The following is a 26,371-nucleotide window of genomic DNA, read 5'->3' as shown; positions in this document are numbered from 1 at the left end:
ACTAATCACTTTTCACTCAAACATGATAACAATCTTCAAAAACTTCAACGAAGTAATAGAACACAAAACAATTCCCGAAATCCTGCACGAAATCAAAACAGGAAAGTACAGACCAGGGATAACCTATTTGCGTAAATCATTAGCCGAAAACAAACTAGAAGCCTATGAAAAAGCCAAAAAATCATTACCTGCATTCACACCTTCAGGAAAATTTGTAGGTGGAAGAAAAATGGAATTTTTGGAAGCATACTCCAATTTCATAATCCTAGACATCGATAAATTAAGTCAAACCGATTTACAAAACGCAAAACATAAAGCCAATCAATCTGAATACACCTATGCAAGTTTCATAAGTCCATCAGGCAATGGATTAAAGATTTTAGTAAAAGTAAACACCACAAAAGAAGACCATAAAGAAACCTTTTTAGCCATCCAAAAACACTATGAAACCCTATTAAACCATGAAATAGACAAATCCGGAAAAGACATAACCCGACTATGTTTCTACTCATTCGACGATAACCTTTATCATAACGAAAACGCTAAAACCTTTGTCACATCGAGCGAAGTCGAGATGCATTTGAATAATAATTACTCAAATCAATCTAGTCACACTGAGCCTGTCGAAGTGCGACAAACCGACAACCAACAACCGACAACGGAAAACAGCGAAGCTGTTTATAACCACTGCGTTCGTTTCACCGAAAAAAAAGTGCAATACGTGACAGGTAGCCGAAATGTATTCGTACACCAACTCGCGTGCAACCTAAACCGAAAAGGCATTTCATTAAACGAAGCACTAAGCTTCATACTAACAGACTTTGGCTATGACGAAAAAGAAGTAACACAAACAGTACACAGCGCCTACGGAAACATTCACGAATTTGGAAAAGATGAATACTTTGAAAAGAACAGAAACACTAAAAGTAAATCAAAAAACGCTGTCATTCCGAGCTATGCCGAGGAAACTCCTTCCAAGAAGGCTAACATCGATGAAATCGATGATGACAAACCAAAACCAACCCAAATCGACCGATTAGAATTATTCCTATCCACAAGATATGTATTTCGGCACAACATGGTTTCAGGCAAGTTAGAGTTTCAATATTTCGGTAAAAAGAAATGGCATGTAATGAACGACTTTATAGAAAACTCAATGCTTCGCGAATGTTTAAAAGGAAGAATCAAAACAAACCTTTCTTCTTTGCGAAACCTATTGTATTCCGATTTCTGTGAATTATACAATCCATTCGAAGATTACTTTTACAATCTACCATCGTATGATGAAAAAACAGACTATATTTTAGAATTAGCAAACACGATAACCACTACAAAACAAGAACTTTGGCAAGAGTGTTTTAAAAAATGGATGGTAGCAATGGTCGGTTGTGTATTGGATGACAAAGTAATCAATCACACGGTAATTGTATTCAGTGGAAAACAAGGATTAGGAAAAACCACTTGGGTAGAAAAGCTAGTCCCTAGAAAATTAAAAGAGTATTTGTTCTCAGGAACCATAAACCCAAACAACAAAGACACTTTAGTACAGCTATCAGAATGTATGTTGATTAACCTGGACGAATTAGAAAATCTAAACCGTTCCGAAATTGGTAGCTTAAAAGAAATCATCACAAAGACACAAATCAGAATGAGAAAAGCCTACGGACACAACAACGAAACTATGCCAAGACGCGCATCATTTGCCGGAAGTGTCAACACAGCGCAATTCTTAAACGACAGTACAGGAAGCAGACGATTCCTTTGTTTTGAAGTGGAAAACATCCAATACCAACACGAAATCAATATTGACAATGTATTATCCCAAGCCTTGTATTTATTTAAAACAGGATTCAGACATTGGTTCGACCAAGAAGAAATCAAAAACATCACAGAAAACAACGAACAATACCAACTACGAAGCCCAGAAGAAGAGTTGCTTTTAACTTGGTTTGAACAATGTGAAAAAGAAAAGGCAAATACATTTTTAAATGCCTCACAAATAGCTGCAAAACTAGCCGAAAGAGCAAAATTCAATATTTCAGATGGAACAATTAATAAATTAGGTAAGGCATTAAAGAAACATAACTTTTTAAGACTAAAGAAAAACGGAATATTTGTATATGCCTTAATAGAAAACACATACGAGGAAGTAGATAACAGAAACAAAATTATTGGAGAATAAGAAGAAAAATCAAAATCAGTGCTAATCTTATTAATCTGTGGCTAAAATAACTTTTTAGCCACTTTTTTTATTTTAAATCAGTGCCAATTTCTCTTATTTCTCCAATCTGTGTTCCAAAAAACCTTGCACCCAAAACCCATCACCCAAAACCTTCATTTTACACCCTTTTCACAGGGTAAGCAGGGTAACCAAAAAACAACACAAACATTTTTTATTTTTTTAGGTTTCAAAATTTCGAGCAACATCTTAATATTTAAACGCAAATCAATAAAGTTATCAGTTTTGTTTGCACTCAAAAAGCCGTAAAAATCTGTTTTTTTCAAACCGAAAAAATAAAATATCTTTTTTCCAAAATTAGGGTACCAGCCTTACCCTGTTAATAATTAAACTACTTATGTTCTTTTATGTTTTATGCTTTAATGTCTTTTTTTGTAACGAAATAAACACCAATAATTAGATTTTTTGTCATATTCCATTAGTTATAAATCTTTTTCATACTATATTTTTTTTATTTAATTTGTGTTTACCTAATTAATATTTTAGTTTTGCCTAAAAATAATTATTAGAATAATGAAAACAATTTTTAAGCAAATAACAACTCTCTCGTTTTTATCGATTATGCTTATCTCGTGTGAAACAAGCTATGTAGATATTCCAGCTGACGATGAAGTTTTAGATGGAACAATTGATGGTTTATCAAATGAAGAATTAGCAAGGTTTTTAAAAGGTGATGTAGCTTTTACGGAAGTCTTTACACGACAAACGGGTTTAGGGTCAACATTTGTTGCAACAAGTTGTATTAGTTGTCATGCAGGTGATGGAAAAGGACACCCTTTTACTACACTAATTCGTTTTGGTCAAGCTGATGAATTTGGAAATACCTTTTTACATTTAGGAGGTCCACAACTACAAAATAGAGCTTTACCAGGATATACTCCTGAACAAATTCCTTTTGGAGCTACATTTTCAAAATTTACACCACCTGCAAACACAGGTTTAGGCTTTTTACAATACCTTACAGATGCTGATATTTTAGCAATGGCAGACCCAAACGATTCAGATGGTGATGGTATTTCGGGTGTACCCAATTGGATAACTATCCCAAGCTATATTAACCCTGAAAATGCAGTAAATCAAAACGGAAAATATATTGGACGATTTGGTAAAAAAGCGGCAGCTTTTAATTTATTGCATCAAACAGTAAATGCTTATAATCAAGATATGGGAATAACATCAACTTTTAATCCTATCGATGTTTACACTAATGAAGAAATTGACCCAGAAGTAGCAAATGTAACGGTTAATGATTTAGTGTTTTATCTTAAAACATTAAAAGCCCCTATTCAAAGAAATCAAAATGACACAGAAGTAATTCAGGGTAGAAATTTATTTGAACAAATTAATTGTACAGGCTGTCATAAATCAAATTTAACAACTGGATATTCACCAATAACTGGATTATCATTCAAATCATTTTCACCTTATACAGATATGCTTTTGCATGATATGGGAAGTGGTTTAGATGATGGTTACACAGAAGGTATTGCAAAAACTTATGAATGGAGAACGCCACCTTTGTGGGGATTAGGACTTTCTGCGAATTCACAGGGAGGTCAATATTTTTTAATGCACGATGGAAGAGCTCGTAGTATTGAACAAGCCATTTCTATGCATGGTGGTGAAGCAACTGGTAGTAGAACCGCATTTAATAGTCTTTCTCAAGCAGATAAAAATGCAGTACTAAAATTTTTAAAATCCTTATAAAATGAATAGAAAAGATTTTCTTAAAACATGCGGTTTTGGTTGTTTAGCAACTATTGCAGGTATTTCTTTATTAGAAAGCTGTTCCTCAGCACAAGTCTTGTCAAAAGAAATAAAAGGTTCAGATCTTTTAGTTCCAATTACTGATTTTGAAATTAATTCAAATGGAAAAATAGAATATAAAAAATACATTATCGCTCAGAATGAAATATTACAATTTCCTATTTGTATTTATCGATTCAATGAAACAGAGTATATGGCATTGTTAATGGAATGTACACATCAAGGAGCAGAACTTCAAGTTTTTGGAGATAAACTTCAATGTGCAGCTCATGGTAGTGAATTTAGCAATAAAGGAATAGTTGAAAGCGGTCCTGCAAGCACAGATTTAAGAAAATTTCCAGTACGAATAGAAAATAATATTTTAAAAGTTTCATTAAAATGAGAATCTCAATTTCCTATATAATTTTATGTTTTTTTTTAATAAGTAATACAATCAATGCACAAATAGATCCTAGCCTATTAAAAAGAGTATCAAAAGATACAACCAAAGTATTAAATATGGATGCTATATATAATCGTCCAACTTTAAATATTAATAAAACACCAATTGCTATTGGAGGTTATGTAGAAACCAATTGGCAACATCTTACTACCGATGGTGTTTCAGAAGGACATCAGTTTCAAGCTAGAAGATTATCTATATTTATGTCTTCATCAATAGGTAAACGAGTAAAGTTTTTAAGTGAGTTAGAATTTGAAGAAGGTGGCAATGAAATTGCAATCGAATTCGCTTCTGTTGATGTTGAGTTTCATCCTTTGGCAAATTTTAGAGCAGGAATTATTGTTAATCCAATCGGGGCATTTAATCAAAATCACGATGGCCCAAAATGGGAATTTACAGACAGACCAATTCCAGCAACTCAGATGTTACCAGGCACTTTTAGTAATGTTGGGGCAGGTTTATACGGTAAAAAATACCATAAAAATTGGATGTATGGATATGAGGCTTATTTTTCAGGAAGTTTTGATAATTCAATAATAGAAAACACTCAAAATAAAACCTATTTACCAGCAGCTATAGATAATCCAGATAGATTCGAAGAAATTAATAGCGGAATACCATTATTTACAGGAAAAATAGCCGTAAGAAATAGTAAAATTGGCGAAATTGGTTTGTCTTATATGGGAGGTGTTTACAATAAGTTTCAAGAAGATGGCATTATTATAGATGAAAAGCGAAGTGTAAATATTTTTGCAATCGATTTCAATACGACACTTCCAAATACAAAAACTTTTATTACTACTGAATTTGCTTGGATAAATGTTGATGTGCCTAGTACATATTCACAACAGTTTGGAAGTAAACAACAAGGTGGTTTTATAGATATCGTTCAGCCAATTTTAAATCGTACAATGTTAGGTTGGGAAAAGGCAACATTAAATGTGGCTTGTAGATTAGAATATGTAGATTGGAATGTGGGTAAATTTAACGAAACAGGTGGTAATATAGGTGAAGATTTATGGAGTGTGGTTTCTGCTATAAGTTTTAGACCAAATAGTCAAACAGTTATTCGTTTAAATTATAGATTACTAAAACAACGAGATATACTTTCGAATCCACCATCTATAACAGATGGATTCAATTTTGGGATATCAACTTATTTTTAAAATAATAGCTCAATTTGTAATTATTTTTATTTTTTGTAAAAATATACTACTTTTACAACGATGAAAATCTTAAACATCATATTATCAATATATATAATTATGCTTACTGCCTATCCTTGTGCAGATGAGCATAATGATGTTACTACTATTTCATCGCATTCACAAGCTCACTCACAACACAATCATTCGCACGATGAAGAAACAGATTTATGTTCTCCCTTTTGTGTTTGCAATTGTTGTGGTCAACAAACATTAAGCTTTTTTGAAATACAATCCTTTCAATTTTTAGTACAATTTCAAGAAATAAAAACTTCTATTTCATTTTATAAGTCAACTTCTTTTTCAAATTTTTACGGAAGTATTTGGCAACCACCTCAGTTATTATAATGAAGCCCGAGTAATTTCGGGTTAATAAGTTGTGTCTTTTAGCAACTTTAAAAAGAAAAACAGTTCTCTGTTTATTAATTCATTATACAATAAAAATGTTAGATAAAATCATTCATTTTAGTATCAATAATAAATTTATTATTGGACTTTTTACACTAGTATTAGTTATCGTTGGTAGTTATTCATTATATACTTTACCAATTGATGCGTTACCAGATATTACAAACAATCAAGTACAAATAATTACGAGTTCACCTACTTTAGCAACCCAAGAAGTAGAGCAATTTATTACCTATCCAATAGAGCAATCTGTTAAATCAATTCCTGATATTGTTGAACTTCGTTCAATAAGTCGTTTTGGATTAAGTGTTGTAACTGTAGTATTTAAAGAAGAAGTAGATATTTATTGGGCAAGAGCACAAATTACAGAACGAATAAAAGAAGCCGAAAATACCATACCAAAAGGAGTTGGTACACCTGAAATGGCTCCAGTTAGTACAGGATTGGGTGAAATATACCAATATGTTGTATTTCCAAAAAAAGGGTATGAAGAAAAATACAATGCATCGGATTTAAGAACTATTCAAGATTGGATTATAAAACCCCAATTGATTGGTACAAAAGGAGTTGCTGAAGTGAATACCCTTGGTGGAAATCTTAAACAATATGAAATTGCTGTTCAGCCAGATAAGCTGAAAAGTATGAATACTACAATTACCGAAATTTTCGATGCGTTAGAAAATAACAATGAAAATACTGGTGGTGCATATATAGACAAAAAACCTTATGCTTATTTCATTCGTGGTGTGGGTATGGTTAATGGTATTGAAGATATTAATAAAATTGTTGTAAAAAATCAAAATGGTATACCTATTCTTATTAGTGATGTTGCAAAGGTACAAATAGGTAGTAGTATCAGATATGGAGCTGTCACAAAAGATGGAAAAGGCGAAGAAGTATCAGGAATGGTAATGATGCTTAAAGGCGAAAATAGTGGCGAAGTTGTTAAAACTGTCAAAGAGAAAATGGAACAAATCAAAAAATCACTTCCTGAAGGAGTAGAAATTGAGGCGTTTATGGACAGAACAGTTTTAGTAGATAAAGCTATTAGTACAGTTCAAACCAATCTTATTGAAGGAGCATTAATTGTAATTTTCATTTTAGTATTACTTCTTGGTAATTGGAGAGCAGGTTTAGTTGTGGCTTCAGTTATTCCATTAGCTTTATTATTTGCCATTTCAATGATGAAACTTTTCGGAGTAAGTGGAAATTTAATGAGTTTAGGCGCAATTGACTTTGGGTTAATTGTAGATGGTGCTGTTATCATTGTTGAAGCTATTATACATCGACTCCAAGTCAGTAAAAAAGGTAAACTCACCACTCAAGAAATGAATGATGAAGTGTATAAAGCATCTGCGAAGATTAGAAGTAGTGCCGCTTTCGGTGAAATAATAATTTTGATCGTATATCTGCCAATTTTAGCCTTAGTAGGAATCGAAGGAAAAATGTTTGGACCAATGGCACAAACAGTATCATTTGCCATATTAGGTGCATTTATATTGTCATTAACTTATGTGCCAATGATGTCTGCTTTGGCATTAAAAAAAGAAACAGGGCATAAAAAGAATTTTAGTGATAAAATAATTGATGCTATTTACAACTTCTATACACCTATTTTAGAAAAAGCATTACGAGTTAAAGCTGCTGTTATCGGTGTAGCTATTACATTATTTATAAGTTCATTAATCTTATTTAATACGCTAGGTGGCGAGTTCATTCCTACACTTGATGAAGGTGATATTGCAACGCATTTGATTATAGCTTCGGGTAGTTCTTTATCACAAGAAGTTGATGCAACCACAAAAGCAGAACAAATTTTAAGAGCCAAATTTCCTGAAATTAAAATGATAGTTACTAAAATTGGTTCGGCTGAAATTCCTACTGACCCAATGCCTATTGAAGCTGGAGATATGATTATTCTTTTGAAAGATAAAAGTGAATGGACTTCAGCTGAAACCAAAGAAGAATTAATGGAAAAAATGGAACATGCTTTGTCTGATATTCCAGGTGCATTTACTGAGTTTTCTCAACCTATTCAAATGCGTTTTAATGAGTTAATGACAGGTGTAAGAAGTGATGTAGCAGTTAAGATTTTTGGTGAAGATATTGATATGTTAGTGAGCAAGGGTGAAGAAGTAGTTCAGCTAATCAATGGCATTGAAGGTGTGTCTGATGTGAAAGCTGAACGAGTTGCTGGATTGCCACAAATAACTATTCGATATAACAAAGACAAATTAGCACTTTACGGATTAAAAATTGGCGACTTAAACAAAGTTGTCAGAATGGGATTTGCAGGAGAAACAGCAGGTGTTGTTTATGAAGGTGAAAAACGCTTCGATTTAGTGGTTAGATTAGATAATGATAGTAGAAAAGATATTGAAAACTTAAAAGCTTTATTTGTAACCTTACCATCGGGTAATCAAATTCCATTAGAACAAATTGCCGATGTAAAATATGAAGATGGTCCAATGCAAATTTCTCGTGAAAATGGAAAACGTAGAATCGTAGTAGGTTTTAATGTACGTGGTGCAGATGTGAAAACAGTTGTAGAAACGATTCAAGCTAAATTAGACGAAAAACTTAAATTGCCTGAAGGATATTACACTACTTATGGAGGTCAATTTGAAAATCTTATCGAGGCTAACAAACGACTTTCTGTTGCCGTTCCAGTAGCATTAGGTTTAATTTTAGTATTGCTTTATTTTACTTTTAAATCAATCAAACAATCTCTATTAATATTTACTGCTATTCCATTATCTGCAATTGGCGGTATTATTGCCCTTTGGTTACGAGATATGCCATTTAGTATTTCGGCAGGTGTTGGATTTATTGCTCTTTTCGGTGTAGCTGTACTGAATGGTATTGTTTTAATTGGATATTTTAATGAACTTAAAAAACAAGGTATGGACAATGTGTATGACAGAATAAAAGAAGGTACTAAAGTAAGATTAAGACCTGTTATATTAACTGCTGCCGTTGCTTCACTTGGATTTTTACCAATGGCAATTAGTAGTAGTGCTGGTGCTGAAGTTCAAAAACCATTAGCAACTGTTGTTATAGGTGGATTAATAACAGCTACTTTACTTACTTTAATTGTCCTTCCAATTCTGTATTTATATTTTGAGAAAGGCATAAAAATTAAAAGAAAAACTATGAATAATTCGGCTTTAGTAATTACCTTTTTGTTTGGGATATTTGGAGCAAATGCACAAGAAACTCAAAAGCTTGATTTAAAACAAGCACTTGAAATGGGTTTGAAAAACAATCAAAGTATTCAAGCTTCAGAATTAGAAGTAAAAATGCAAACACAGTTGCAAAAAACAGCATTTGAGCTTCCTAAAACGGAATTGTCAGGAACATTTGGACAAATAAACTCACAAGCTCAAGATAAAAATTTTGGTATTAGTCAAAGTTTTAATCCATTTCAAATAAGTGCTAAAAGAAGTTTACTTAAAGAGTATAGTAATGCAAGTGCAACTAAATTAGGAGTTGCAAAACAAGAAATAACTTATTCTATTAGACAATCTTGGAATACATTGTTGTTTTATGAAAAACAAAATGCAGTTTTAGAAAAGCAAAATGCTGTGATGCAAAAATTTGTAAAGTCAGCCAATCTGAAATTTCAAACAGGTGAAACAAATGCTTTAGAAAAAACAATTGCATTGGCGAAACAACAAGAATTAGAGCAAAAAATAAAGCAAAATAAAACACAAATCGCCATTGAAAAATCAAAACTAAAAGCAATTTTAGATTTAAAAACAGAATTTATCGCAACGGACACTTCATTTGTGCCGTATCCCGCTATGGCGAAAGTTGATAGTTCAATGGTAAAACAAAACCCAATTGTTCAATTAGCAGATCAACAAGTTAAAATTGCAAAAGCCAATCATAAAGTAGAAAAATCAGCATTGTCTCCAGATTTTTCAATAGGTTATTTTTTGCAATCTATAACAGGTATTCAAGATGTAAGCGGAACACCAACATATTATAATAGCACACCTCAATTTCAAGGTGTTGTAGTTGGTTTGTCTGTTCCAATATTTGCAGGAAGTAGTATCGCTAGAGCAAAATCTGCAAAAACAAATATTGAACGAGAACAGAAAAATGCCGATTATATAAATCAGCAATTTAAAAGCCATTTAGAACAACAATCTGAGCAATTAGTCACGTATGCTTCTTTAATAGATTATTATAAAAATACAGCGATGCCAAACGCTAATTTAATAATTAAAAACGCTACAAAAGGGTATCAAAATGGTGATATTTCTTATGTAGAATATGTTCAAAGTTTAGAAACAGCAAGTCAAATTCAATTAAATTATAGCGAAGCGATTTATAATTACAATCAAACTATAATTACAATTCAATACAGTATCAATCAATAATAAAAAGTAAAATGAAAAAATCGAATATAATATATGCATCAATAGTAGGAGCAATAATCCTTGCTATTATTTTATATTTTTCTTTGCGTCATACTGAAGGCGATGGACACGTACATACAGATGGTGAAGCTCATACAGAAGAAAGCCATTCTGAAGAAAAAGAACCAACAACAATTAAAGAAGTTGAATTAAATGAAGCTCAGTTTAAAGCATCAAGTATAACATTAGGTACTTTTTCAGATAAAAATTTAAGCGAAGTAATTAAGGCTAACGGCTATACGAAGTTACCACCACAAAATCAAGCGGATGTATCTGTTTTTACTACAGGAATTGTAAAAACAATAAATGTAATCGAGGGACAAAGAGTAAGTAAAGGGCAAACTATTGCTACAATTGAAAGTCCTGAATTTACTAAAATTCAAGAAGCTTATCTAACTTCAAAAAGTAATTTAGAGTTTCTAAAATTAGAATTTGAAAGACAAAAAACATTAAGTGATGAAGAAGTAAATTCTAAAAAAGTTTTTCAAAAAACTAAATCAGATTATGAAATTGAAAGAGCAAGGTTTAATTCATTACAAAAGCAATTGAATACTTTACACATTAGTGGTAATGGAAACACTACGGCAACTGTTCCAGTTGTTGCTCCAATTTCAGGAAATATTACAGAAATTTATATTAAAATTGGTAGTAATGTAGAAGCAGGTAAACCCTTAATGAATATAGTCGATAATTCTAAATTACACGTAGATTTATTAGTGTACGAAAAAGATTTATTCAAAGTAAAACAAGGTCAAAATGTTCGTTTTATCCTAACTAATCAAGGTAATACAGAAATTAATGGAAAAATATTTAGTGTTGGTAAATCATTCGAAAACGAAACAAAATCGGTAGCCGTACACGCTGATATTTCAAACTTTCAACAAAAATTAATACCAGGAATGTATGTAAATGCACTTATCGATGCAGGAGCAAATACAGTTAAAGCTTTACCATCGGAAGCAATTATAAAAGCAGATGGTAGAGAATTTGTTTTTGTTTTAGAAGAAGGTCATAAAGAAGAAGTAGCTCACGATGAAAAAGACGGACATAATCACGAAGATGGAGACAAGCACGAAGAAGTAGAAGGAAAAACATTCCATTTTCAACGTATTGAGGTAAAATCAGGCACCACACAATTAGGTTATACTCAAGTTTCGTTGCTTCAAAAAATTGAACCAAACGCAAAAATTGTTTTAAAAGGAGCGTATTACATTCAAAGCCATTTAATCAAAAACGAAGGTGGTGGTGGTCACGAACATTAAAAATTATTAATTTAAGTTATAATCTAAATTCAATTAACAAATGAAAAAATCAATTTTAATTATGGCACTTGCCATAGCTTTAGGTACAACGGTTTCTTGCAATAAAAAAGATGAAACTACAAAAACAGCAACAGAACACGAAGGACACAATCATAAAGAGAGTGAAGTGCATAAAGTTGCTTATGAATGCCCAATGGATTGTGAAAAAGGTAAAACTTATGATGAAAAAGGAACTTGTCCTGTTTGTAAAATGGAATTAATAGAAGCAAAAGCTGAAAGCCACGAAGGTCATGATCATGAAACTGAAAACCATGAAGGACACGACCATTCTGAAGAAAACCATGACGGACATAATCATTAGAAAAAATAGTAGTCTAAGTTTATAAAATTAAGGTTAACTCAATTATGAAATTTAATACAATAATGCCAAAAGAATTAGTATCATTCTATCAAAATGAATTGCAATTGGCTGCTGAAAATTTAAAGTTAAACGACTTACAAATAGCTTGGCATCATTTGGAACGTGCTCACATCATCGGACAAAAATATCCTTATGAGCATTCCTTTGTTCATTGGAAAATGTTACAATTTGGTATTAAAATAAAAAGCACTAAAGAAATAGTTGGTCAAATCCCAAGATTATTGGTAGGTGGTGTAAAATCATTTGTTGGTCATATTCCTGTAGGTAATACAGGTGGAGCAAATGTACCACCTTTAAAAACAATGGAAATACCAGAGGATATTCAAGAAATTTTAAAGTTGAACGCTTAATTTATATAATATGGAACATCAACACATTTATGACAAAGAAGGAAAACAAATTTGTTGTTCATTAGAAGATAAGATTAATAATGATAGTGAACATCATTCTGATGATGACGGACATAAACATGACAATTCCAACGCAGTAAAATCCACATTTCAAATGTTTTTGCCAGCAATTATTAGCCTGGTGTTATTGATGTTTGCCATTGGATTGGATAACTATTTTACCCCATCTTGGTTTACAGGTTATATTAGAATAGGTTGGTATGTTTTAGCGTACATTCCAGTCGGTTTTCCTGTTATAAAAGATGCATTTGAAAGCATCAAAAAGGGCGATATTTTTTCAGAATTTCTATTAATGAGTATTGCTACAATCGGTGCTTTTGCAATTGCCGAATTTCCCGAAGGTGTAGCAGTAATGTTATTTTATGCCATTGGCGAAATCTTTCAAGCATTAGCCGTAAAAAGAGCTAAAGCCAATATTAAAACCTTATTAGACCAACGACCAGACGAAGTAACTATTCTCGAAAATAATGTAGCTAAAACAATCAAAGCATCAAATGCTAAAATTGGAGATATTATACAGCTAAAAGCAGGTGAAAAATTAGGTTTAGATGGCGAATTACTTTCTGATACTGCTTCTTTCAATACAGCTGCATTAACAGGCGAAAGTAAACCAGACACCAAAGCAAAAGGAGAAACTGTTTTAGCAGGAATGATAAACTTAAATTCGGTTTGTCAAGTAAAAGTTACTGTTGCTTATACGGATAGTAAATTGTCAAAAATTCTCGAATTGGTGCAAGATGCCACTGCTAAAAAAGCACCAACCGAATTGTTTATTAGAAAATTTGCAAAAATTTATACCCCAATTGTTGTGTTTTTAGCCGTTGCAATATGTGTTGTTCCAATGTTGTTTGTAGAAAATTATCAGTTTAATGACTGGTTGTATCGAGCATTAATTTTCTTAGTAATTTCCTGTCCTTGTGCTTTAGTAATTAGTATTCCATTAGGCTATTTTGGTGGAATTGGTGCAGCTTCTAAAAACGGAATACTATTCAAAGGGAGTAACTACCTTGATGTTATGGCTTCGGTTCAAAATGTTGTAATGGATAAAACAGGTACAATGACGGAAGGAGTTTTTAAAGTGCAAGAAGTTATTTTTAATTCCGATTTCAACAAAGATGAAATCTTGCAATTGGTTAATGTTTTAGAAAGTCAAAGTACACACCCTGTAGCAACTGCCATTCATCAATTTGTTGGAAATGTTGATAGTACTATAACGCTAAAAGATGTAGAAGAAATATCAGGACACGGATTAAAAGCCTATGTAAATGGTAAAGAATTATTAGTGGGTAATTTCAAACTAATGGACAAATTCTCTATTTCGTATGATATTGATCCATCAAGTATCGTTTATACATTAATTGCTGTAGCTTACGATAAAAAATTTGTTGGATATTTAACCATTGCAGATAGTATCAAAGAAGATGCACAAATCACAATTGATAAATTAAAAGCATTAGGAGTAAAAACCACAATGTTAAGTGGTGATAAAACCACAGTTGTCCAGTTTGTAGCTCAAAAACTCGGAATCACTAATGCTTTTGGAGATTTATTACCCGAAGATAAAGTAAATAAAGTAAAAGAAATCATTGCAAAAAAAGAAACAGTTGCTTTTGTTGGCGATGGTGTAAACGATGCACCAGTGGTCGCATTAAGTAATGTCGGAATAGCAATGGGTGGTTTAGGAAGCGATGCCACCATAGAAACCGCTGATGTTGTCATTCAAGATGATAAACCAAGTAAAATTGCAATGGCAATAAACATAGGTAAGAAAACAAAGAAAATTGTGTGGCAAAATATAGGCTTAGCATTTACAGTAAAAGCTGTTGTTCTGATTCTTGGGGCAGGAGGTTTAGCCACTATGTGGGAAGCCGTTTTTGCAGATGTTGGGGTGGCATTATTGGCTATTTTAAATGCTGTTAGAATACAAAGGATGAAGTTTTAAAGTTAATTATATAGTACAAAAAAGATGTTTACTATTTTAAGTAAGCATCTTTTTTTTGTATATATTCATTATCTCATTCAGCTTCACAAAAATCGTTTCTAATCCAAGTATTATTAAATCCATTGATGCCGTTTGCTTTATTTTTCTAATTAATTTATTTTAAAATAAAATAGGAACGCTACCGCTAAAGTCTTTTCGCCCACCCAGTCCAACGCTCCCCGCCGCACAAGTGGTTTTCCCCACCGCCATCAGCACTTGTTTTCCCCATAGTAAGTCAATAAAAAAAGGCTCCCTGTTTTCCCAACCCCTCGCGCACAGTCCGCCTTTTTTTATCCACTTACTGCCCAACTCAAAAAACAAGAACTGAAACCCAACGCGCAAACCACTCCCAAGCTATTATTACATAATAAACCTTATAATTCATTCCCAACACCCCACGCAGTCCCCCTGAAAGTTATAAGGGTTATTATGTAAAATATCCGCTCCCAGCCGCACCCACCCGAAGAATAATAGGAACGCTACCGCTAACGTAATTTTCATTGTTTTTTGAAGATGCTTCCCATTTCCAGTTCACGCTCTCAACTGAACACTAAAAACTGAATACTGAACACTTTCAAAGCATCCTCAAAAATCAAACTACTACAAGAGTGTGTTTTTCTTTTTTCTCATCTTCACAAAGAAACATTGTCAAACCGAGCGTAGTCGAGGTCGTATAGCAAAAAAAAGAAAACCACACCCTTGTTCAACAGTCCCGATTGAACACCCCTAAAACCCCATTTCATAAGAACATTTGGGGTAAACATTTTTACAAAAAAAAGGATAAAAAAGAAGCCAAAGGTTTGTTCCGGGTATTCAAAAAAGCAAGTTCAAGCCTTCGGTTCCGGATAAAATCTCCACCCTCATTTTCCAGTTCACTTCTTTCCTGAATACTAAAAACTGTCCACTGAACACTACTCAGTAGGGTAGTATTTTATCCGAAAAACTTGCTTTTTTGAAACCCTCCACAAGGCAAGACGGCTTTCTTTTTTTTCCTTTTTTCTTTTGCAAAAAAGTGTGTGAAATGGAGTGAAACGGAATTCACGAAATCCAATAAAAAACAATAATACATTGAGTAATCATCTCGGTTTCCATTCACATTTCGGGCAATCACGGAGGAAAGACGAAGGAAGTTAACCTGTTAAATCCTTTTACTATGGACACAATTTTTATTAAAACCCACCAACCTGGGGCGCACTATGCCAAACCGCACTTTTTCGTATTATCAAAAGGGCTGAATAGCGGAAAACCTAGCAATGAGCCTTTTACAAACAGCTTTGTACTTGTATTTCAAACCGAAGCTCAAAAAGAGGACATTTTTTGGATAGCCATGAGCCTATGGAAATCCAAATTCTGGATGCCTTTTCTTCGCGGTTCGGTTATTCCGTTCTTATCTCTCTATGAATTCAAAAAAGAATTCAATCCAAAAGCCACCCGATTGATGCGTGAACACGAGCTGCACCACAAAAACATCCAAGCACTCAAGCTGCTGCAAGAACAAGAAGCACACCACGCAAAAAACATCCACTTAATCAACGAAATCCGTAACGCCATCTTACTCCGTTACAGAAACAAATAACACAAACCTGGCCCCGATGGGCTAGGTTTTTCCATTTCATCAAATTTCCAAAAACAATCCCAATCCCGAAGCAAAACAATACATAACCGCAATATAAACGCACCAATTAAATAAAATTGGAAAAAGCGAAGCAATTGGGTATAAAACAAAAAAAAGCCCCTGAATTAGGAGCTTTTGATTGCAATTTTTAAGCAAATTTAGGTTTATTGTACCCTGTCTTCTTGTGGAACTCTCGGTTCGTCGTCATCTTGTACAGCGGTTTGCGATACTGCCGACAAAACACCACCGCCCAAAACCAAATAACCTGCAGCTGCAACTAATCCAGCCGGTAATGCAATTGGTGAAGCGATGATAGTTCCTCCAACAGTTGCCAAGGCTAAACCAATTGTTCTCAATACTTTGAAAAACTTTGGTGTTGGAGCTTTTACTCTTTGAACGATATTCATTTCATTACTTTTCATGTTCGTGATTTTTAAAGATGGATAATTCTAATTTTTGTACTCGGTGTTCTAAATAATCTACTTTTTGGTTCAGTAAATCACTGCTACTTTTAAACTCGGTTTTAATTAATAATGCCATGGTTTTTACTTCAACAAGGTCTTTTTCCATTCTTTTGAAATCTGTGTGCAATTGTTTGATAAAATAGGCTACAACCGATAATAATAAGCTTATTAAACTTCCAAAAAGTACCATTAATTGTGGAGCTTGTTCCATGGCATTACAAGTTTAAAATTGGAAATTGTTTTCGATACTAATCTTGTTTGCTTTGTTCTTTGCTAATGCAACTAGCTTAGGATAAATCATTTGGTAAGCCATAACACTTTGCGTAACTCGGTAATCGCCCTGGATAAGTTGGAACCCAAATCCACAAAGAGGACATCCAGCGGTATCTTCAATCGTATTTCCTGTATGGATATACACATAACTGAAATTTGGTAATCCTGTAATTTCAATCATACCTTGGTGAACTTTTCCAAATGCTTTTTTGTAATTGACATTTTTTGCACCCCAAGTATTAAGCTGCAGTGAATAGGTTCCAGTAGGTATGGCAGTATGTTCCTTTATTTTTTCTGTTCGTATTTTATCCTCAAGTAAATAGCATTGAAATACTCCGTTGATATATAATTGGCTTAATGTACTTTGTTTGCCCTGTGCTACGCGAATGATTTTTGTTTCCATGGGAATTGAATTAGTAAGTTAAAACAAAAAATCCCTCAGAGTTCCTGAGGGATTTGTAAGTAGGATTCTTAAAATGCGTCCTCAATTTTCAAGCAGTTACCTGTTGCAAATAAGTAATAGTTTGAACCTACTTTTTGGTAGAACTCAATTCCAATACCTTGAAGAACGGTAACATCTGTTGATGGGGTGATACCATTTGGCAAAGTTGCTGTAATGGTTGTTGCAGTTGCAGGAGCATACAAATCCAAGAAAGTGCTGAATTGAACATCACTCACTTCATTTTGTGCTGTGTCAATAGGATCATAACTATTCGTTACAGCATTGTAAGCAAAGTCACTCACAACAGAAAGCGTGTGAATCAATCTAAAGTGAGTAGCCCCTGCAGGAGCATTAATCAAATTCGCTGGATTAAACGCAGGAATTACAAAATCAGCAGTGTTTCTTGCTGGGTCATGCGTAACACTGTAAGGAGCATTGAAAATACCATTTAAGGAAGTGTTTTTGTCAAACTCAAAACCTACCAAGTAATTTCTTTGAGTGGTAATCTCAATTTTACGATACCCTCTGGCTTCGGTTTGGTCTTCCAAATTGATTTTCTTCATGATAGCTGTTAAACGTCCTGCTACTTGCGTATCAGACATTTGCTTCACGATTTGTGATAAACCAGTTCTAACGGATTTTCCTGCTTTAGCACAAGCACCAAACTCGTTCATGTTCTCACGAGTTCTTTCAAATTCTGGAGCTGATAAAACTTGCTCCCCTGAAGGTCCACCTACCATTCCGGCAAAGTACCCTTCTTGTCCTTTAATTTTAAAGTGGCGAACATCTCCAAGAGTTCCCACATACTTTAAAACGCCTTTCTGTCTAGCCATTTTGTAAAGATTTTAGAAGTTAATATTTAAGTGAAATTTTATACTCAAATATCATTCATTATCTTTGATTTACAATAACTTAAAATACTGAAAATCAATGCAATACAACGCAAAAGCACCCTATTTAGTGGAAACCCATTGGCAAATAGATGAAGTCTTAGATGGAGATAGCATAATCATTAGCAATCTTTTCACTCGTTTGCGAAAAGAGATACGACTATATGGTTTAGATGCACCAGAAGTAAAGTACAATAGAAAGATGAAAGAGGACGAACAGAAAACACGTTTAGCAGCCCAATTTTTAATCCAATTAGGATTGGAAGCCTTGCATTATGTTTTGGAAGTAGCACCGCCTAAAACGGCTGTAACGATAATTACAGAACAGGATAACTTTTACGATTATTGGAATAGACAATTAGGATATGTAATCTTGCCAGGAGGGGAGTGTTTGAATGATTTGCTTTTGATCAATGGATTTGCAAAAGCAACAGACGAATATTATTGTGGACGATTAGCAGAATTTCAAAAAATAAATCGCAAAGCACAACTTAAAAAAAGAGGTATTTACAAGCATGTAAAAAAGTTCTGATTTGTTGTACTTATGTTGTACTAATGGATGTTTGAAAACTAAAAATATCAATAAATATAGTGCTTTACAGGCGTAATGGAGCCAAACCGCTGTTAGCAGTAGGCTTTTTATTGAGTTAATATTTTTTGTTTTTCCTCACGATAAAGAAGTAAAACCAGTCCCAGAGCAAAAAGTAAACAGCTTAGTACCATAAACATTCCATTTTTCAATATAAAAAACGAAAAGCCGACAGCTGGAGCACCAATAATAACCATTAATGAACTTATAGGATTAGTTTTGATAAAATTTGATGCGTGCACTGCTAATCCTACAAAGAGTAATGATGGACCAATAATAATAAACGGCAACAAAATTGATGGAGTATTACTTATATGTTCACTTAATTGTGCTTTAGCAATATCATCATTTCCAAAACTCCACATTATAAAATCAATAGTACAAAGGCCTATGTGGGCAATAACACCCAGAGTTGTCAAAAAAGAAGCTACAGTATTAAGATTGTTTTTTGGAAATACTTTATTAAATGAAATAAGAAATACTGCGCCTATTAAGTTGAACCAATGTGCAAAATCTATTGGTTTTTGAAAATATGCTAATTTTGAACCTTGAGAAAACATAATATAACTCACAACAAAAAAGAACAATCCGATTAGACAAATGGTTTTTTGGTTCATATTTTTATAGAAAATAATTGGTTTTAATTTATTGTAATTCTAAGTTTTCGTTTTTTTTTTTTAGCTTACTGCTAACTTCACGAGTAGCGACTGCGTGAACGATTTATTTCTTGCTAAGATAAGATTTTCCAGCGGAAAATCGAACGTTGTTATTTATTGATTTATAGCTATTGTGCCAAACCGCTGTTGTGTGCTGTTTTTCTTTTTTAGTGTTTATATTTTCGGTTTAGCATAATTATTTTCAGTTTTATGTTGTCGTAAATCAAACCCAACAACAAAGTAATTCCTGCAATAAGCAAGACTTTTAGTTCAATCTTTGTGTAAAATATTCCGCCAATTATTCCACCGATAAAAAAGAAACTTATTATTGTCAATCTCAATTTAATCGACGAATATAATTTAGTTTTCTTTTCGGTTTCTCTGTAGAAAAACAATTGTGATAATTCTATTCCCAAATCGGTAAACAATCCTGTTAAATGTGTTGTTCTGACAGTTGCGTTTGATATTTTGGTTACTAATGAATTCTGTAAACCCATAGCAAACAATAAACTGCATGCAATTATATTTTGATTTTCGATTATTAAATTTCCACCAAATATTCCGATTGAGAATAATATTGAGATTTCTATTGATGTTGGAAAGACATAAATATTACGTTCGGTTTTCTGCGAAATGAGTTCTACTAAATAGCTTGAAACGAATGAACCAAGAAAAAAGAAAAATATATATATAAAGTAAACAAATCCGCCCCAAAAGTTCAATTTAAATATTTCGTCCACAAAAAATGCAAAATGTCCAGTTACGTTTGTTGTTAATTTTTGAACTGCTAAAAATCCAGCAACATTCACAATTCCCGCGACAAAAGATAATAAGGATGCGATTCGCAAATTATGGCTTAAAGTTCTTGTTTTGCCTTGATGTCTAAACATTTTTAATTGTTTTCACTTCCTTTTTCCAAAATAGCACACAACTCGTTTATATGTCTGACAAAATCATACTTAGCAACCCAATTTTGGGTGTATAGGTATGATAAACGTCAATTTTATATCTTTCAAAAATAATAAAAAATCGTACAAAATTTTCAAGTTTTTTTGTTTAACCCGCAATATTTGAATCGGAATAGTTTCCTTTTTTGTCTACGTTTATTTCAATACTATGTCCCCAAAAAATGTCATCATCATTGCAGTAAATGGTAGCCGAGCCATCGTTGTTAAAAGTTATACCTTCTACATAAATACGATTTTTAAATTCTTCCGAACTTATTTCCTTTTCTTCTTTTCCTGTTGCTTCATCAATTTCTAACCAATTATCATTTTTTAGTTCGGTCATTTTTTCAGCGGTTTCCAACAATATGTTTTCGATAAAGTTTCCGGTTAAAAAATCATTGGCATAAGCAGTTATTTTTTCCAGTTTCTTTGGCGAACAAAAAGGAATTGAAATCTCGATATTTCGGTTATTCCATGTTATTTCGCCTTCATACCATTCAAAGTCGTCGTTATATGTTAATTCATTGAAAGAAGGAAGTTGAATGGTTTTATTTTTTACTTTGTTTTTTTGCTTTTCAATAACTTCATTACATAAATTGTTATAACCTTCTTCAATTTCATTTTCTTTGAATTTTAGCCAAAGCTTTTGAGAAAGTTCGGATACATTTGTTGTAACAACAGAATAATCATTTGTAACTATTTCAACTTTGTCGTTGTTAATTCGTAACTCTTTGTAGCTGTTTTTATTAGGTAAATAGACATTGCTCATTGAAGCAGCGCCATCTTCTAATAATTTTACAATGGTTATTCCACACTGAAAATTATCATTGTCTGGATGGCAGTTTAAAACATTTCTTTCGTTCTCCCATTCTTGAACTTGGAAAAATCGAAACAACAACAAAACAGTTTTATCATCATTTACAGCCATTAATGGCGCATACGTTTTACGAAGTTTTTCTAATAGTTCGGTTTCACCATTCTTAAGTAAATCGAGAAAATTGTAATTCCATGATTCTTCGTATTTTGAATCGATGTTCTTGATTGAATTGGAGTTTTCTTTCTCTGAATTGTTTTTTTTGAAAAAATCTAAAAATCCCATTTTTTACTATTTCAATTTGATATTTATTCCTTGTCGTAAGGTATTGTGAATTTCGGCAATTTTATCTACCGATTCAACTAAATCACGAATTTGTGCTTTGGAACTTTCTTTTGCTTGTACATCTACTTCGTAAGTAATGCTTTTAGCGGGTTCACCTTCGCCACCAAATTCACCAGAAACAATAATGTCTATTGAGTCAATGTTCATGTTTCGTTTAGCAGCTTCTCTGTATAAATCGTTACAAAAGCAAGTGGCTAATGATAAAAATAACAATTCGCCTCCGTTAACCGAAGAACCAAAGCCATTTTCTTTTGAGTTAATGGTTACACTTTTTGCATTGCCATTAGTTTCAACATTTATGTTGTGCTGTTGAAAAGAACTTTTTATTGATGCAGAAATTTTCATAGTTTTCCTTTATGAAGTTTGTAATCAATTGTTCTTAGAAGGTTTAGAAACAGTTAAATATACAAATAGTTTTTTTGTTTCTGACGAAAAGTATTAATACAAATTGGAACTTGTATCGTATTATCTTTGAACAAAATACTAGTTTGTTTTTAGACTTATATTTTTAAAATTTAGAAAATTGTTTATTTAGATTTAGTATTTAGATTTGAACATATAATTATTCATGATTTTTTTTAGTTGGTGAAATAACTTGATTATCAATTAGTTTTCCGTTTTTATCAAATGTGTATAAATAAATTTCTTGATTAGAATCAATAGATAGTTCGTATTTTTTTCCTGATTTTATGATAGTTGTAAAATATGGAACCTTTTTTATGTAATCATATTTGTTTTCGATTTCAGTTCCATAAAATAAAGCTATTTGAACATCACTTTCTGAATTGTTTTTATATGAAAAAGATGATGAAAATAAATCTATTTTACCATTTGAATTATTGTTAAGTACTAAATAGTCTACAGATGTTAATCTTTTATTATTGAAAAAATGACTATTAATGATTCCATAATTTGACTCGATTTGATTTCGATAGGAACCTAAATGTGTTTGGCTTATTGTTAGTGGATCAATATTGTATTTAGTTTTAAAAATAGAAGCCATCCATTCTTTTCCATTATTTGTTGGTTTTTCCAGTATGTGATCAATTCCTGCTAGAACAATAACTTTACAATTTGGGTTGATTTTAAAGGTTTTGTCATATAAATTTTCAGCTTGACCAATTTCTCTATTTTTATCGTTATCTACATTTTCATAAGCCACGAATTTAAATCCTAATTTTTTTGCTTTTCTGATAAGATTGGCATAATTCTGTTCACTGGTATAAAAACCTGTTTCAAGAGTAGGATACGAATTGTTTGAATTCAAAATGCTATCATGTTTGTCATTTAGTGCTTCCAGAGCTAAATAATTATAACCGATTTCTTTTAGATTTTCCAATAAATCAGAAACTAATGTTCTATGATTAGGATAAAAATGATTTTCGTTTATCATTACAATTTTATGCTTTTTAGCTTCATTAATAATTGTATCAATAACATCATTATTTGTTGCAATTTTTTCTCTTATTATTGCCGAAATTGAGTCATTTTGTTTACTTCTTGATTCAAGTTTTTTTAGATTGGTTTCATAAATTTCATTCTTACCAAGAAATGATGAAAATGTAAGTGCCATTTGTAGTTTAGACCATTCTTCTTGTTTGTTATACGTTGGAAATTCATTTATTTCATTCAATGCAGTATAGAATTTGTTTGAAGATTCGTATTTTTTCACAACTTCCATAATGCTACTAATATCTTTTTTATAACCTTTACCAACTTCAAGGCTTTTGAAAATAGTATTTAAGTCAATTTCTAAAGTTTTGTTAGAGCTTTTGGTTAAAGAATTTCCGACAAATTGTATGGTTTGATTATTTATTAAAGTATCTAAAACTATTAAGTTTTTTGGATAATTTTGTTTTGAATTTTTGGAAACTGTTACAAAATACTCATAAGGTGGATCGTCTGTTTTTCCGTAAACAAGAACACTGTCTTTTAATCTGAAATTTGTATTACGGATTATTTTCTGTAACTCTTTTTTGTTAGTTGTGTATGTTATATCGGCTGGAGATTTAAAATATATTTGCAAAGAGTCATTTATAACATGAATACTATAATTTCTAATGTATTGATTGTTCTCAAATTGTTTGCTTATTTTTGGAGAGCATCCAATAAAGATTAAAAATAGTGTTATAACTAATAGCTTTTGCATAATTACTTTTAATGTTTATTTGCTTTTAAATGGAATACTTTGTATTGCCTATACTTACAAATATACCGAAAATATTGTAAGAAAAAGATTTAAAAAAATAGGTAAGAAGCAAAAACTAAAATCCTGTCTTGTTAAATCGTTTTAATTTAATGCAAGCTTATAACTTTTGTGATTTTCCATTCGCCATTTTCTTTTTTCCAAATAATTGTAAACCTACCAATTTTTGGATTTGCATTTGGCTCTTCCTTGTTGTGAAACTTGTGTAGCCCAAATTCTACAGCGCCATAATTGTTTATTGGATATACTTCAATACTACCTTTTACCAATTCTCTGGTTACTTTTCCGCAAACATGCTTTTGAGTTCCGTTTACGATTTCTTGTTTTGAATTCATAAAACCGCCATTATCGTGATAAAACTCGATATTTTCGGAATAAAACGAACTGTATTTATCGAGTTCTTTTTCGCAATTATTATACGAATCAAAAAATAAACTATCCATTTGCACAATTTCCTTGTACAATTTTGGATCATCTGGCTTGTAATTTTTTGTAAGTTGGTAGTTGTTTTTTTTAGACGAACAACTTAACAAAGTTAATACGGTAACAAAAAAGGTGAGTAGTTTGATGGTTTTCATTTTTTGGTGTTTTAAATTAGAACATATCTTAATTATATTGCTAAAACAGCGTAACAATAAGAATCGTGTTCTCCTACTAAAATATAAAAGTCTTCTTTTTTGTTTAAGCAATCAAATGCATTTTCTTTATGTAATTCATAGAAAACTTCGTGAATGGCTATCATCCCTTTTAGTCGATAACAATTTGATAGTTCTCCAGTTTCATCAATTTCGAAACTAGCAACATAAGGGTCAAAAAAACTAAGAGTAATTCCTTCTATTTGTTCAAATTCTTCAGCAAAATCATATCCAAATCCCATATCAACTTCAACATATTCAACATTTTTTTCTTCCCAATCAATTATGCCATAGGCGTTTGCTTCTAAATCAATTGTATCTGGAATATAATGTTCAAATAAAATTGCATCTAATTTTTCATCTTGGTTTATTCCGTTGTCAACATTAGTCCAATAACTTTTTAGATTGGTTTTAATTTCTTTTTTTAAATTTTCTTTATAAGAATCAAAGTTGAAATTTAAAAAGTTTTCAAATCCAGAGATTAAGTTACCGGTTTTATTTAATTCTTTAAATTCCGAAATAGCTCTGTCGAGTTCTATATTCAATTGTTCTTTAATTTCTTTGTTTGTTAACATGGTGTTTTAAATTTTGATTAAAATCTCACTAGCTTAACGAAGTTGAGACTTTTTTTATTTTGTGTGCACGGAATATAATTCCTCGCTATCGTGGTGTAATAGAGCTAAAAAGCATTTTGTAATAGTATTTATTGTAATATTTCTGTTTTTATTGTTATTACAAGTTCCCAAGCGATTTGCATTACAGCAGGATAAGCTGGAATGGTGTCAAACCAAGCCATTACTTGTAACTGCTGTTAACTGTTGTTTTTCTTTATTTCATTAAATTTTCTTTCGTATTTATGTTGTTCCAAAAATGAAAGATTCTTTTTCCATCTATGTATTCTCCTTTAAATTTTTGATACAGTGAGTTTGAATGGTCAGTTTTTGAACTCCTTTTTGTATTTTCTAAATCAAATAAATTCGTAACTGAATTGATAAATTTTTTTCTATCTCCTTCTTCAATATTTGGAATCCAATTTTTATTATTAAGTTCAATTATTAATTCTAATAATTCTTGTTGAGTTCCTAACCATTTTAAAGGTTTTATATTATTATCTATATAGGTTGTTTTGTATTCGTTTCCAATATCTTCGATTTCAACAGTCAATAATTTTAAGCGTTGCTCAATAAAGTCTATTAAAATCTCGAGTGCGATATTGGAAATATCTTTAGTCAATCTAATTCCCCAAAAAATATTTATTTGCTTTGTTTCGTCCTTCAAAACACTTTTATATCTTTTTAATAAGTTCATTAGAATTATTTTTTCGTCATCAATTCCGTCAAAGAAAAAATGGTTTTTTGTATTTTCAAGAACTGTTTTATACCTATAAACCAAATAGTGAACATATTCAACGAAGTAATGATAAATAATATCATGATTTCCATTTAAATTTTTGAATTCTTGCTTTTTTAATTCAATTTCATCAATTCTTTCTCTATCAATTTTTTCTTCATAATCAGAAAGCGAATAATAATATTCGTATAATTGGATTAAATCAAGAGAAATTCCAATCTTATTAGTTGCGGTTTCAATTGTATAAGGAAAGTTCATGAAGATTTCTTGAAAATGTTGAGTAATATCAGACTTTGTGTTTTTAAACACAATCATTTTTTCTAATAATTTCAACACCAGAATTATAGTTTTCTAATTCTTGATTAATCTTATCAAGTTTTGGCTCAAAATAATTTGAATCTGTAATCATTTTCTTTTTTTATTGCAAAGAAATATTTATTTCATGTATTTGGCAATTACTATCGAGTTACGTAATTCAAAATAACAGTTAACTCGTTTATATGTCTGATAAAATCATACTTAACATCCCAATTTTGGGTAGATATGTATGATAAACATCAGTTTTAGCTATTTCAAAAATAATAAA

General features: G+C 31.7%; 24 protein-coding genes. 12 read left to right on the top strand and 12 right to left on the bottom strand.

Annotated elements, in window-relative coordinates:
- Positions 1 to 22 precede the first annotated feature (22 nt).
- The 11 genes from LOS89_RS07415 to LOS89_RS07365 all read left to right on the top strand — a co-directional run bounded on the left by LOS89_RS07415 (position 23) and on the right by LOS89_RS07365 (position 16,135).
- Positions 23 to 2,182 carry a VapE domain-containing protein gene (locus LOS89_RS07415; protein ID WP_231834650.1) on the top strand — a complete coding sequence of 720 codons (2,160 nt, stop codon included), beginning with the start codon at positions 23 to 25 and terminating at the stop codon, positions 2,180 to 2,182.
- Positions 2,183 to 2,752: 570 nt separating this feature from the next.
- Positions 2,753 to 3,946, top strand: coding sequence for a di-heme oxidoredictase family protein (locus LOS89_RS07410; RefSeq protein WP_231834649.1), 1,194 nt, complete (start codon positions 2,753 to 2,755; stop codon positions 3,944 to 3,946).
- A 1-nt stretch (position 3,947) separates the two neighbouring features.
- A complete protein-coding gene (locus tag LOS89_RS07405) occupies positions 3,948 to 4,388 on the top strand; it encodes a QcrA and Rieske domain-containing protein (RefSeq protein WP_231834648.1) in 441 nt (146 codons plus the stop codon).
- A gap of 116 nt (positions 4,389 to 4,504) precedes the next feature.
- The gene (locus LOS89_RS07400) at positions 4,505 to 5,614 is read left to right on the top strand and encodes a hypothetical protein (RefSeq protein ID WP_231834647.1); all 1,110 of its coding nucleotides are present in this window, start codon (positions 4,505 to 4,507) and stop codon (positions 5,612 to 5,614) included.
- A gap of 99 nt (positions 5,615 to 5,713) precedes the next feature.
- Entirely contained in the window at positions 5,714 to 6,001 is a 288-nt protein-coding gene (locus LOS89_RS07395) for a hypothetical protein (RefSeq protein ID WP_231834646.1), read from the top strand.
- A gap of 95 nt (positions 6,002 to 6,096) precedes the next feature.
- The gene (locus tag LOS89_RS07390; RefSeq protein ID WP_231834645.1) at positions 6,097 to 10,446 is read left to right on the top strand and encodes a CusA/CzcA family heavy metal efflux RND transporter; all 4,350 of its coding nucleotides are present in this window, start codon (positions 6,097 to 6,099) and stop codon (positions 10,444 to 10,446) included.
- An 11-nt stretch (positions 10,447 to 10,457) separates the two neighbouring features.
- Positions 10,458 to 11,747 (top strand): efflux RND transporter periplasmic adaptor subunit, encoded by a 1,290-nt coding sequence (locus tag LOS89_RS07385; protein ID WP_231834644.1) that lies wholly within the window; start codon positions 10,458 to 10,460, stop codon positions 11,745 to 11,747.
- 40 nt (positions 11,748 to 11,787) lie between these two features.
- The gene (locus tag LOS89_RS07380; RefSeq protein ID WP_231834643.1) at positions 11,788 to 12,108 is read left to right on the top strand and encodes a heavy metal-binding domain-containing protein; all 321 of its coding nucleotides are present in this window, start codon (positions 11,788 to 11,790) and stop codon (positions 12,106 to 12,108) included.
- A gap of 44 nt (positions 12,109 to 12,152) precedes the next feature.
- Positions 12,153 to 12,518, top strand: coding sequence for a DUF3703 domain-containing protein (locus LOS89_RS07375; protein WP_231834642.1), 366 nt, complete (start codon positions 12,153 to 12,155; stop codon positions 12,516 to 12,518).
- A 10-nt stretch (positions 12,519 to 12,528) separates the two neighbouring features.
- Positions 12,529 to 14,520: a heavy metal translocating P-type ATPase gene (locus tag LOS89_RS07370; RefSeq protein WP_231834641.1), complete on the top strand. Its 1,992-nt coding sequence runs from the start codon at positions 12,529 to 12,531 to the stop codon at positions 14,518 to 14,520.
- A 1,192-nt stretch (positions 14,521 to 15,712) separates the two neighbouring features.
- Positions 15,713 to 16,135, top strand: a complete 423-nt coding sequence (locus LOS89_RS07365; RefSeq protein WP_035118826.1) for a DUF6943 family protein — start codon at positions 15,713 to 15,715, stop codon at positions 16,133 to 16,135.
- A gap of 203 nt (positions 16,136 to 16,338) precedes the next feature.
- Here the strand turns inward: LOS89_RS07365 and LOS89_RS07360 are convergent, their stop codons facing one another.
- The 4 genes from LOS89_RS07360 to LOS89_RS07345 all read right to left on the bottom strand — a co-directional run bounded on the left by LOS89_RS07360 (position 16,339) and on the right by LOS89_RS07345 (position 18,186).
- On the bottom strand, positions 16,339 to 16,596 hold the full coding sequence (locus tag LOS89_RS07360) for a hypothetical protein (protein WP_309508540.1): 258 nt from the start codon (positions 16,594 to 16,596) through the stop codon (positions 16,339 to 16,341).
- Positions 16,586 to 16,849: a hypothetical protein gene (locus LOS89_RS07355; protein ID WP_153200084.1), complete on the bottom strand. Its 264-nt coding sequence runs from the start codon at positions 16,847 to 16,849 to the stop codon at positions 16,586 to 16,588. The genes LOS89_RS07360 and LOS89_RS07355 overlap by 11 nt, the downstream gene beginning before the upstream one ends.
- Positions 16,850 to 16,861: 12 nt before the next feature.
- Complete coding sequence (locus LOS89_RS07350; protein WP_153200083.1) at positions 16,862 to 17,314, bottom strand: DUF5675 family protein; 453 nt, start codon at positions 17,312 to 17,314, stop codon at positions 16,862 to 16,864.
- Positions 17,315 to 17,382: 68 nt separating this feature from the next.
- On the bottom strand, positions 17,383 to 18,186 hold the full coding sequence (locus LOS89_RS07345) for a hypothetical protein (RefSeq protein WP_023572017.1): 804 nt from the start codon (positions 18,184 to 18,186) through the stop codon (positions 17,383 to 17,385).
- Between the two features lie 97 nt (positions 18,187 to 18,283).
- Between LOS89_RS07345 and LOS89_RS07340 the strand changes: the two genes are divergently transcribed.
- Complete coding sequence (locus LOS89_RS07340; protein ID WP_231834640.1) at positions 18,284 to 18,775, top strand: thermonuclease family protein; 492 nt, start codon at positions 18,284 to 18,286, stop codon at positions 18,773 to 18,775.
- Positions 18,776 to 18,882: 107 nt separating this feature from the next.
- On the opposite strand, the gene LOS89_RS07335 is transcribed toward LOS89_RS07340, so the two are convergent.
- The 8 genes from LOS89_RS07335 to LOS89_RS07300 form a co-directional block, all read right to left on the bottom strand.
- Positions 18,883 to 19,449 carry a hypothetical protein gene (locus tag LOS89_RS07335; protein WP_231834639.1) on the bottom strand — a complete coding sequence of 189 codons (567 nt, stop codon included), beginning with the start codon at positions 19,447 to 19,449 and terminating at the stop codon, positions 18,883 to 18,885.
- A 206-nt stretch (positions 19,450 to 19,655) separates the two neighbouring features.
- Positions 19,656 to 20,378: a YoaK family protein gene (locus LOS89_RS07330; RefSeq protein ID WP_231834638.1), complete on the bottom strand. Its 723-nt coding sequence runs from the start codon at positions 20,376 to 20,378 to the stop codon at positions 19,656 to 19,658.
- A 166-nt stretch (positions 20,379 to 20,544) separates the two neighbouring features.
- On the bottom strand, positions 20,545 to 21,534 hold the full coding sequence (locus LOS89_RS07325) for a DUF2262 domain-containing protein (protein ID WP_231834637.1): 990 nt from the start codon (positions 21,532 to 21,534) through the stop codon (positions 20,545 to 20,547).
- A 6-nt stretch (positions 21,535 to 21,540) separates the two neighbouring features.
- Positions 21,541 to 21,939 carry an OsmC family protein gene (locus LOS89_RS07320; RefSeq protein WP_231834636.1) on the bottom strand — a complete coding sequence of 133 codons (399 nt, stop codon included), beginning with the start codon at positions 21,937 to 21,939 and terminating at the stop codon, positions 21,541 to 21,543.
- A 217-nt stretch (positions 21,940 to 22,156) separates the two neighbouring features.
- Positions 22,157 to 23,743, bottom strand: a complete 1,587-nt coding sequence (locus tag LOS89_RS07315) for a hypothetical protein (protein WP_231834635.1) — start codon at positions 23,741 to 23,743, stop codon at positions 22,157 to 22,159.
- A gap of 146 nt (positions 23,744 to 23,889) precedes the next feature.
- Positions 23,890 to 24,378: a nuclear transport factor 2 family protein gene (locus LOS89_RS07310; RefSeq protein ID WP_231834634.1), complete on the bottom strand. Its 489-nt coding sequence runs from the start codon at positions 24,376 to 24,378 to the stop codon at positions 23,890 to 23,892.
- A 32-nt stretch (positions 24,379 to 24,410) separates the two neighbouring features.
- A complete protein-coding gene (locus LOS89_RS07305) occupies positions 24,411 to 25,010 on the bottom strand; it encodes a hypothetical protein (protein ID WP_231834633.1) in 600 nt (199 codons plus the stop codon).
- 253 nt (positions 25,011 to 25,263) lie between these two features.
- Complete coding sequence (locus LOS89_RS07300) at positions 25,264 to 26,043, bottom strand: hypothetical protein (RefSeq protein ID WP_231834632.1); 780 nt, start codon at positions 26,041 to 26,043, stop codon at positions 25,264 to 25,266.
- Between the last annotated feature and the right edge of the window lie 328 nt (positions 26,044 to 26,371).

It is taken from the genome of Flavobacterium channae, from assembly GCF_021172165.1.
GTDB lineage: Bacteria > Bacteroidota > Bacteroidia > Flavobacteriales > Flavobacteriaceae > Flavobacterium > Flavobacterium channae.
The sequence above is the reverse complement of the archived record's forward strand: the minus strand, read 5'-3'. Positions and strand labels throughout refer to the sequence as shown.

Bases quoted from the DNA above. Each gene is read 5' to 3' on its own strand.
- LOS89_RS07305 (WP_231834633.1), bottom strand. From the start codon at position 25,010: ATGTTAACAAACAAAGAAATTAAAGAACAATTGAATATAGAACTCGAC.
- LOS89_RS07330 (WP_231834638.1), bottom strand. From the start codon at position 20,378: ATGTTTAGACATCAAGGCAAAACAAGAACTTTAAGCCATAATTTGCGA.
- LOS89_RS07415 (WP_231834650.1), top strand. From the start codon at position 23: ATGATAACAATCTTCAAAAACTTCAACGAAGTAATAGAACACAAAACA.
- LOS89_RS07360 (WP_309508540.1), bottom strand. From the start codon at position 16,596: ATGAAAAGTAATGAAATGAATATCGTTCAAAGAGTAAAAGCTCCAACA.
- LOS89_RS07315 (WP_231834635.1), bottom strand. From the start codon at position 23,743: ATGCAAAAGCTATTAGTTATAACACTATTTTTAATCTTTATTGGATGC.
- LOS89_RS07310 (WP_231834634.1), bottom strand. From the start codon at position 24,378: ATGAAAACCATCAAACTACTCACCTTTTTTGTTACCGTATTAACTTTG.
- LOS89_RS07335 (WP_231834639.1), bottom strand. From the start codon at position 19,449: ATGAACCAAAAAACCATTTGTCTAATCGGATTGTTCTTTTTTGTTGTG.
- LOS89_RS07375 (WP_231834642.1), top strand. From the start codon at position 12,153: ATGAAATTTAATACAATAATGCCAAAAGAATTAGTATCATTCTATCAA.
- LOS89_RS07350 (WP_153200083.1), bottom strand. From the start codon at position 17,314: ATGGAAACAAAAATCATTCGCGTAGCACAGGGCAAACAAAGTACATTA.
- LOS89_RS07320 (WP_231834636.1), bottom strand. From the start codon at position 21,939: ATGAAAATTTCTGCATCAATAAAAAGTTCTTTTCAACAGCACAACATA.
- LOS89_RS07385 (WP_231834644.1), top strand. From the start codon at position 10,458: ATGAAAAAATCGAATATAATATATGCATCAATAGTAGGAGCAATAATC.
- LOS89_RS07340 (WP_231834640.1), top strand. From the start codon at position 18,284: ATGCAATACAACGCAAAAGCACCCTATTTAGTGGAAACCCATTGGCAA.
- LOS89_RS07365 (WP_035118826.1), top strand. From the start codon at position 15,713: ATGGACACAATTTTTATTAAAACCCACCAACCTGGGGCGCACTATGCC.
- LOS89_RS07395 (WP_231834646.1), top strand. From the start codon at position 5,714: ATGCTTACTGCCTATCCTTGTGCAGATGAGCATAATGATGTTACTACT.
- LOS89_RS07390 (WP_231834645.1), top strand. From the start codon at position 6,097: ATGTTAGATAAAATCATTCATTTTAGTATCAATAATAAATTTATTATT.
- LOS89_RS07370 (WP_231834641.1), top strand. From the start codon at position 12,529: ATGGAACATCAACACATTTATGACAAAGAAGGAAAACAAATTTGTTGT.
- LOS89_RS07345 (WP_023572017.1), bottom strand. From the start codon at position 18,186: ATGGCTAGACAGAAAGGCGTTTTAAAGTATGTGGGAACTCTTGGAGAT.
- LOS89_RS07300 (WP_231834632.1), bottom strand. From the start codon at position 26,043: ATGAACTTTCCTTATACAATTGAAACCGCAACTAATAAGATTGGAATT.
- LOS89_RS07400 (WP_231834647.1), top strand. From the start codon at position 4,505: ATGGATGCTATATATAATCGTCCAACTTTAAATATTAATAAAACACCA.
- LOS89_RS07405 (WP_231834648.1), top strand. From the start codon at position 3,948: ATGAATAGAAAAGATTTTCTTAAAACATGCGGTTTTGGTTGTTTAGCA.
- LOS89_RS07355 (WP_153200084.1), bottom strand. From the start codon at position 16,849: ATGGAACAAGCTCCACAATTAATGGTACTTTTTGGAAGTTTAATAAGC.
- LOS89_RS07380 (WP_231834643.1), top strand. From the start codon at position 11,788: ATGAAAAAATCAATTTTAATTATGGCACTTGCCATAGCTTTAGGTACA.
- LOS89_RS07410 (WP_231834649.1), top strand. From the start codon at position 2,753: ATGAAAACAATTTTTAAGCAAATAACAACTCTCTCGTTTTTATCGATT.
- LOS89_RS07325 (WP_231834637.1), bottom strand. From the start codon at position 21,534: ATGGGATTTTTAGATTTTTTCAAAAAAAACAATTCAGAGAAAGAAAAC.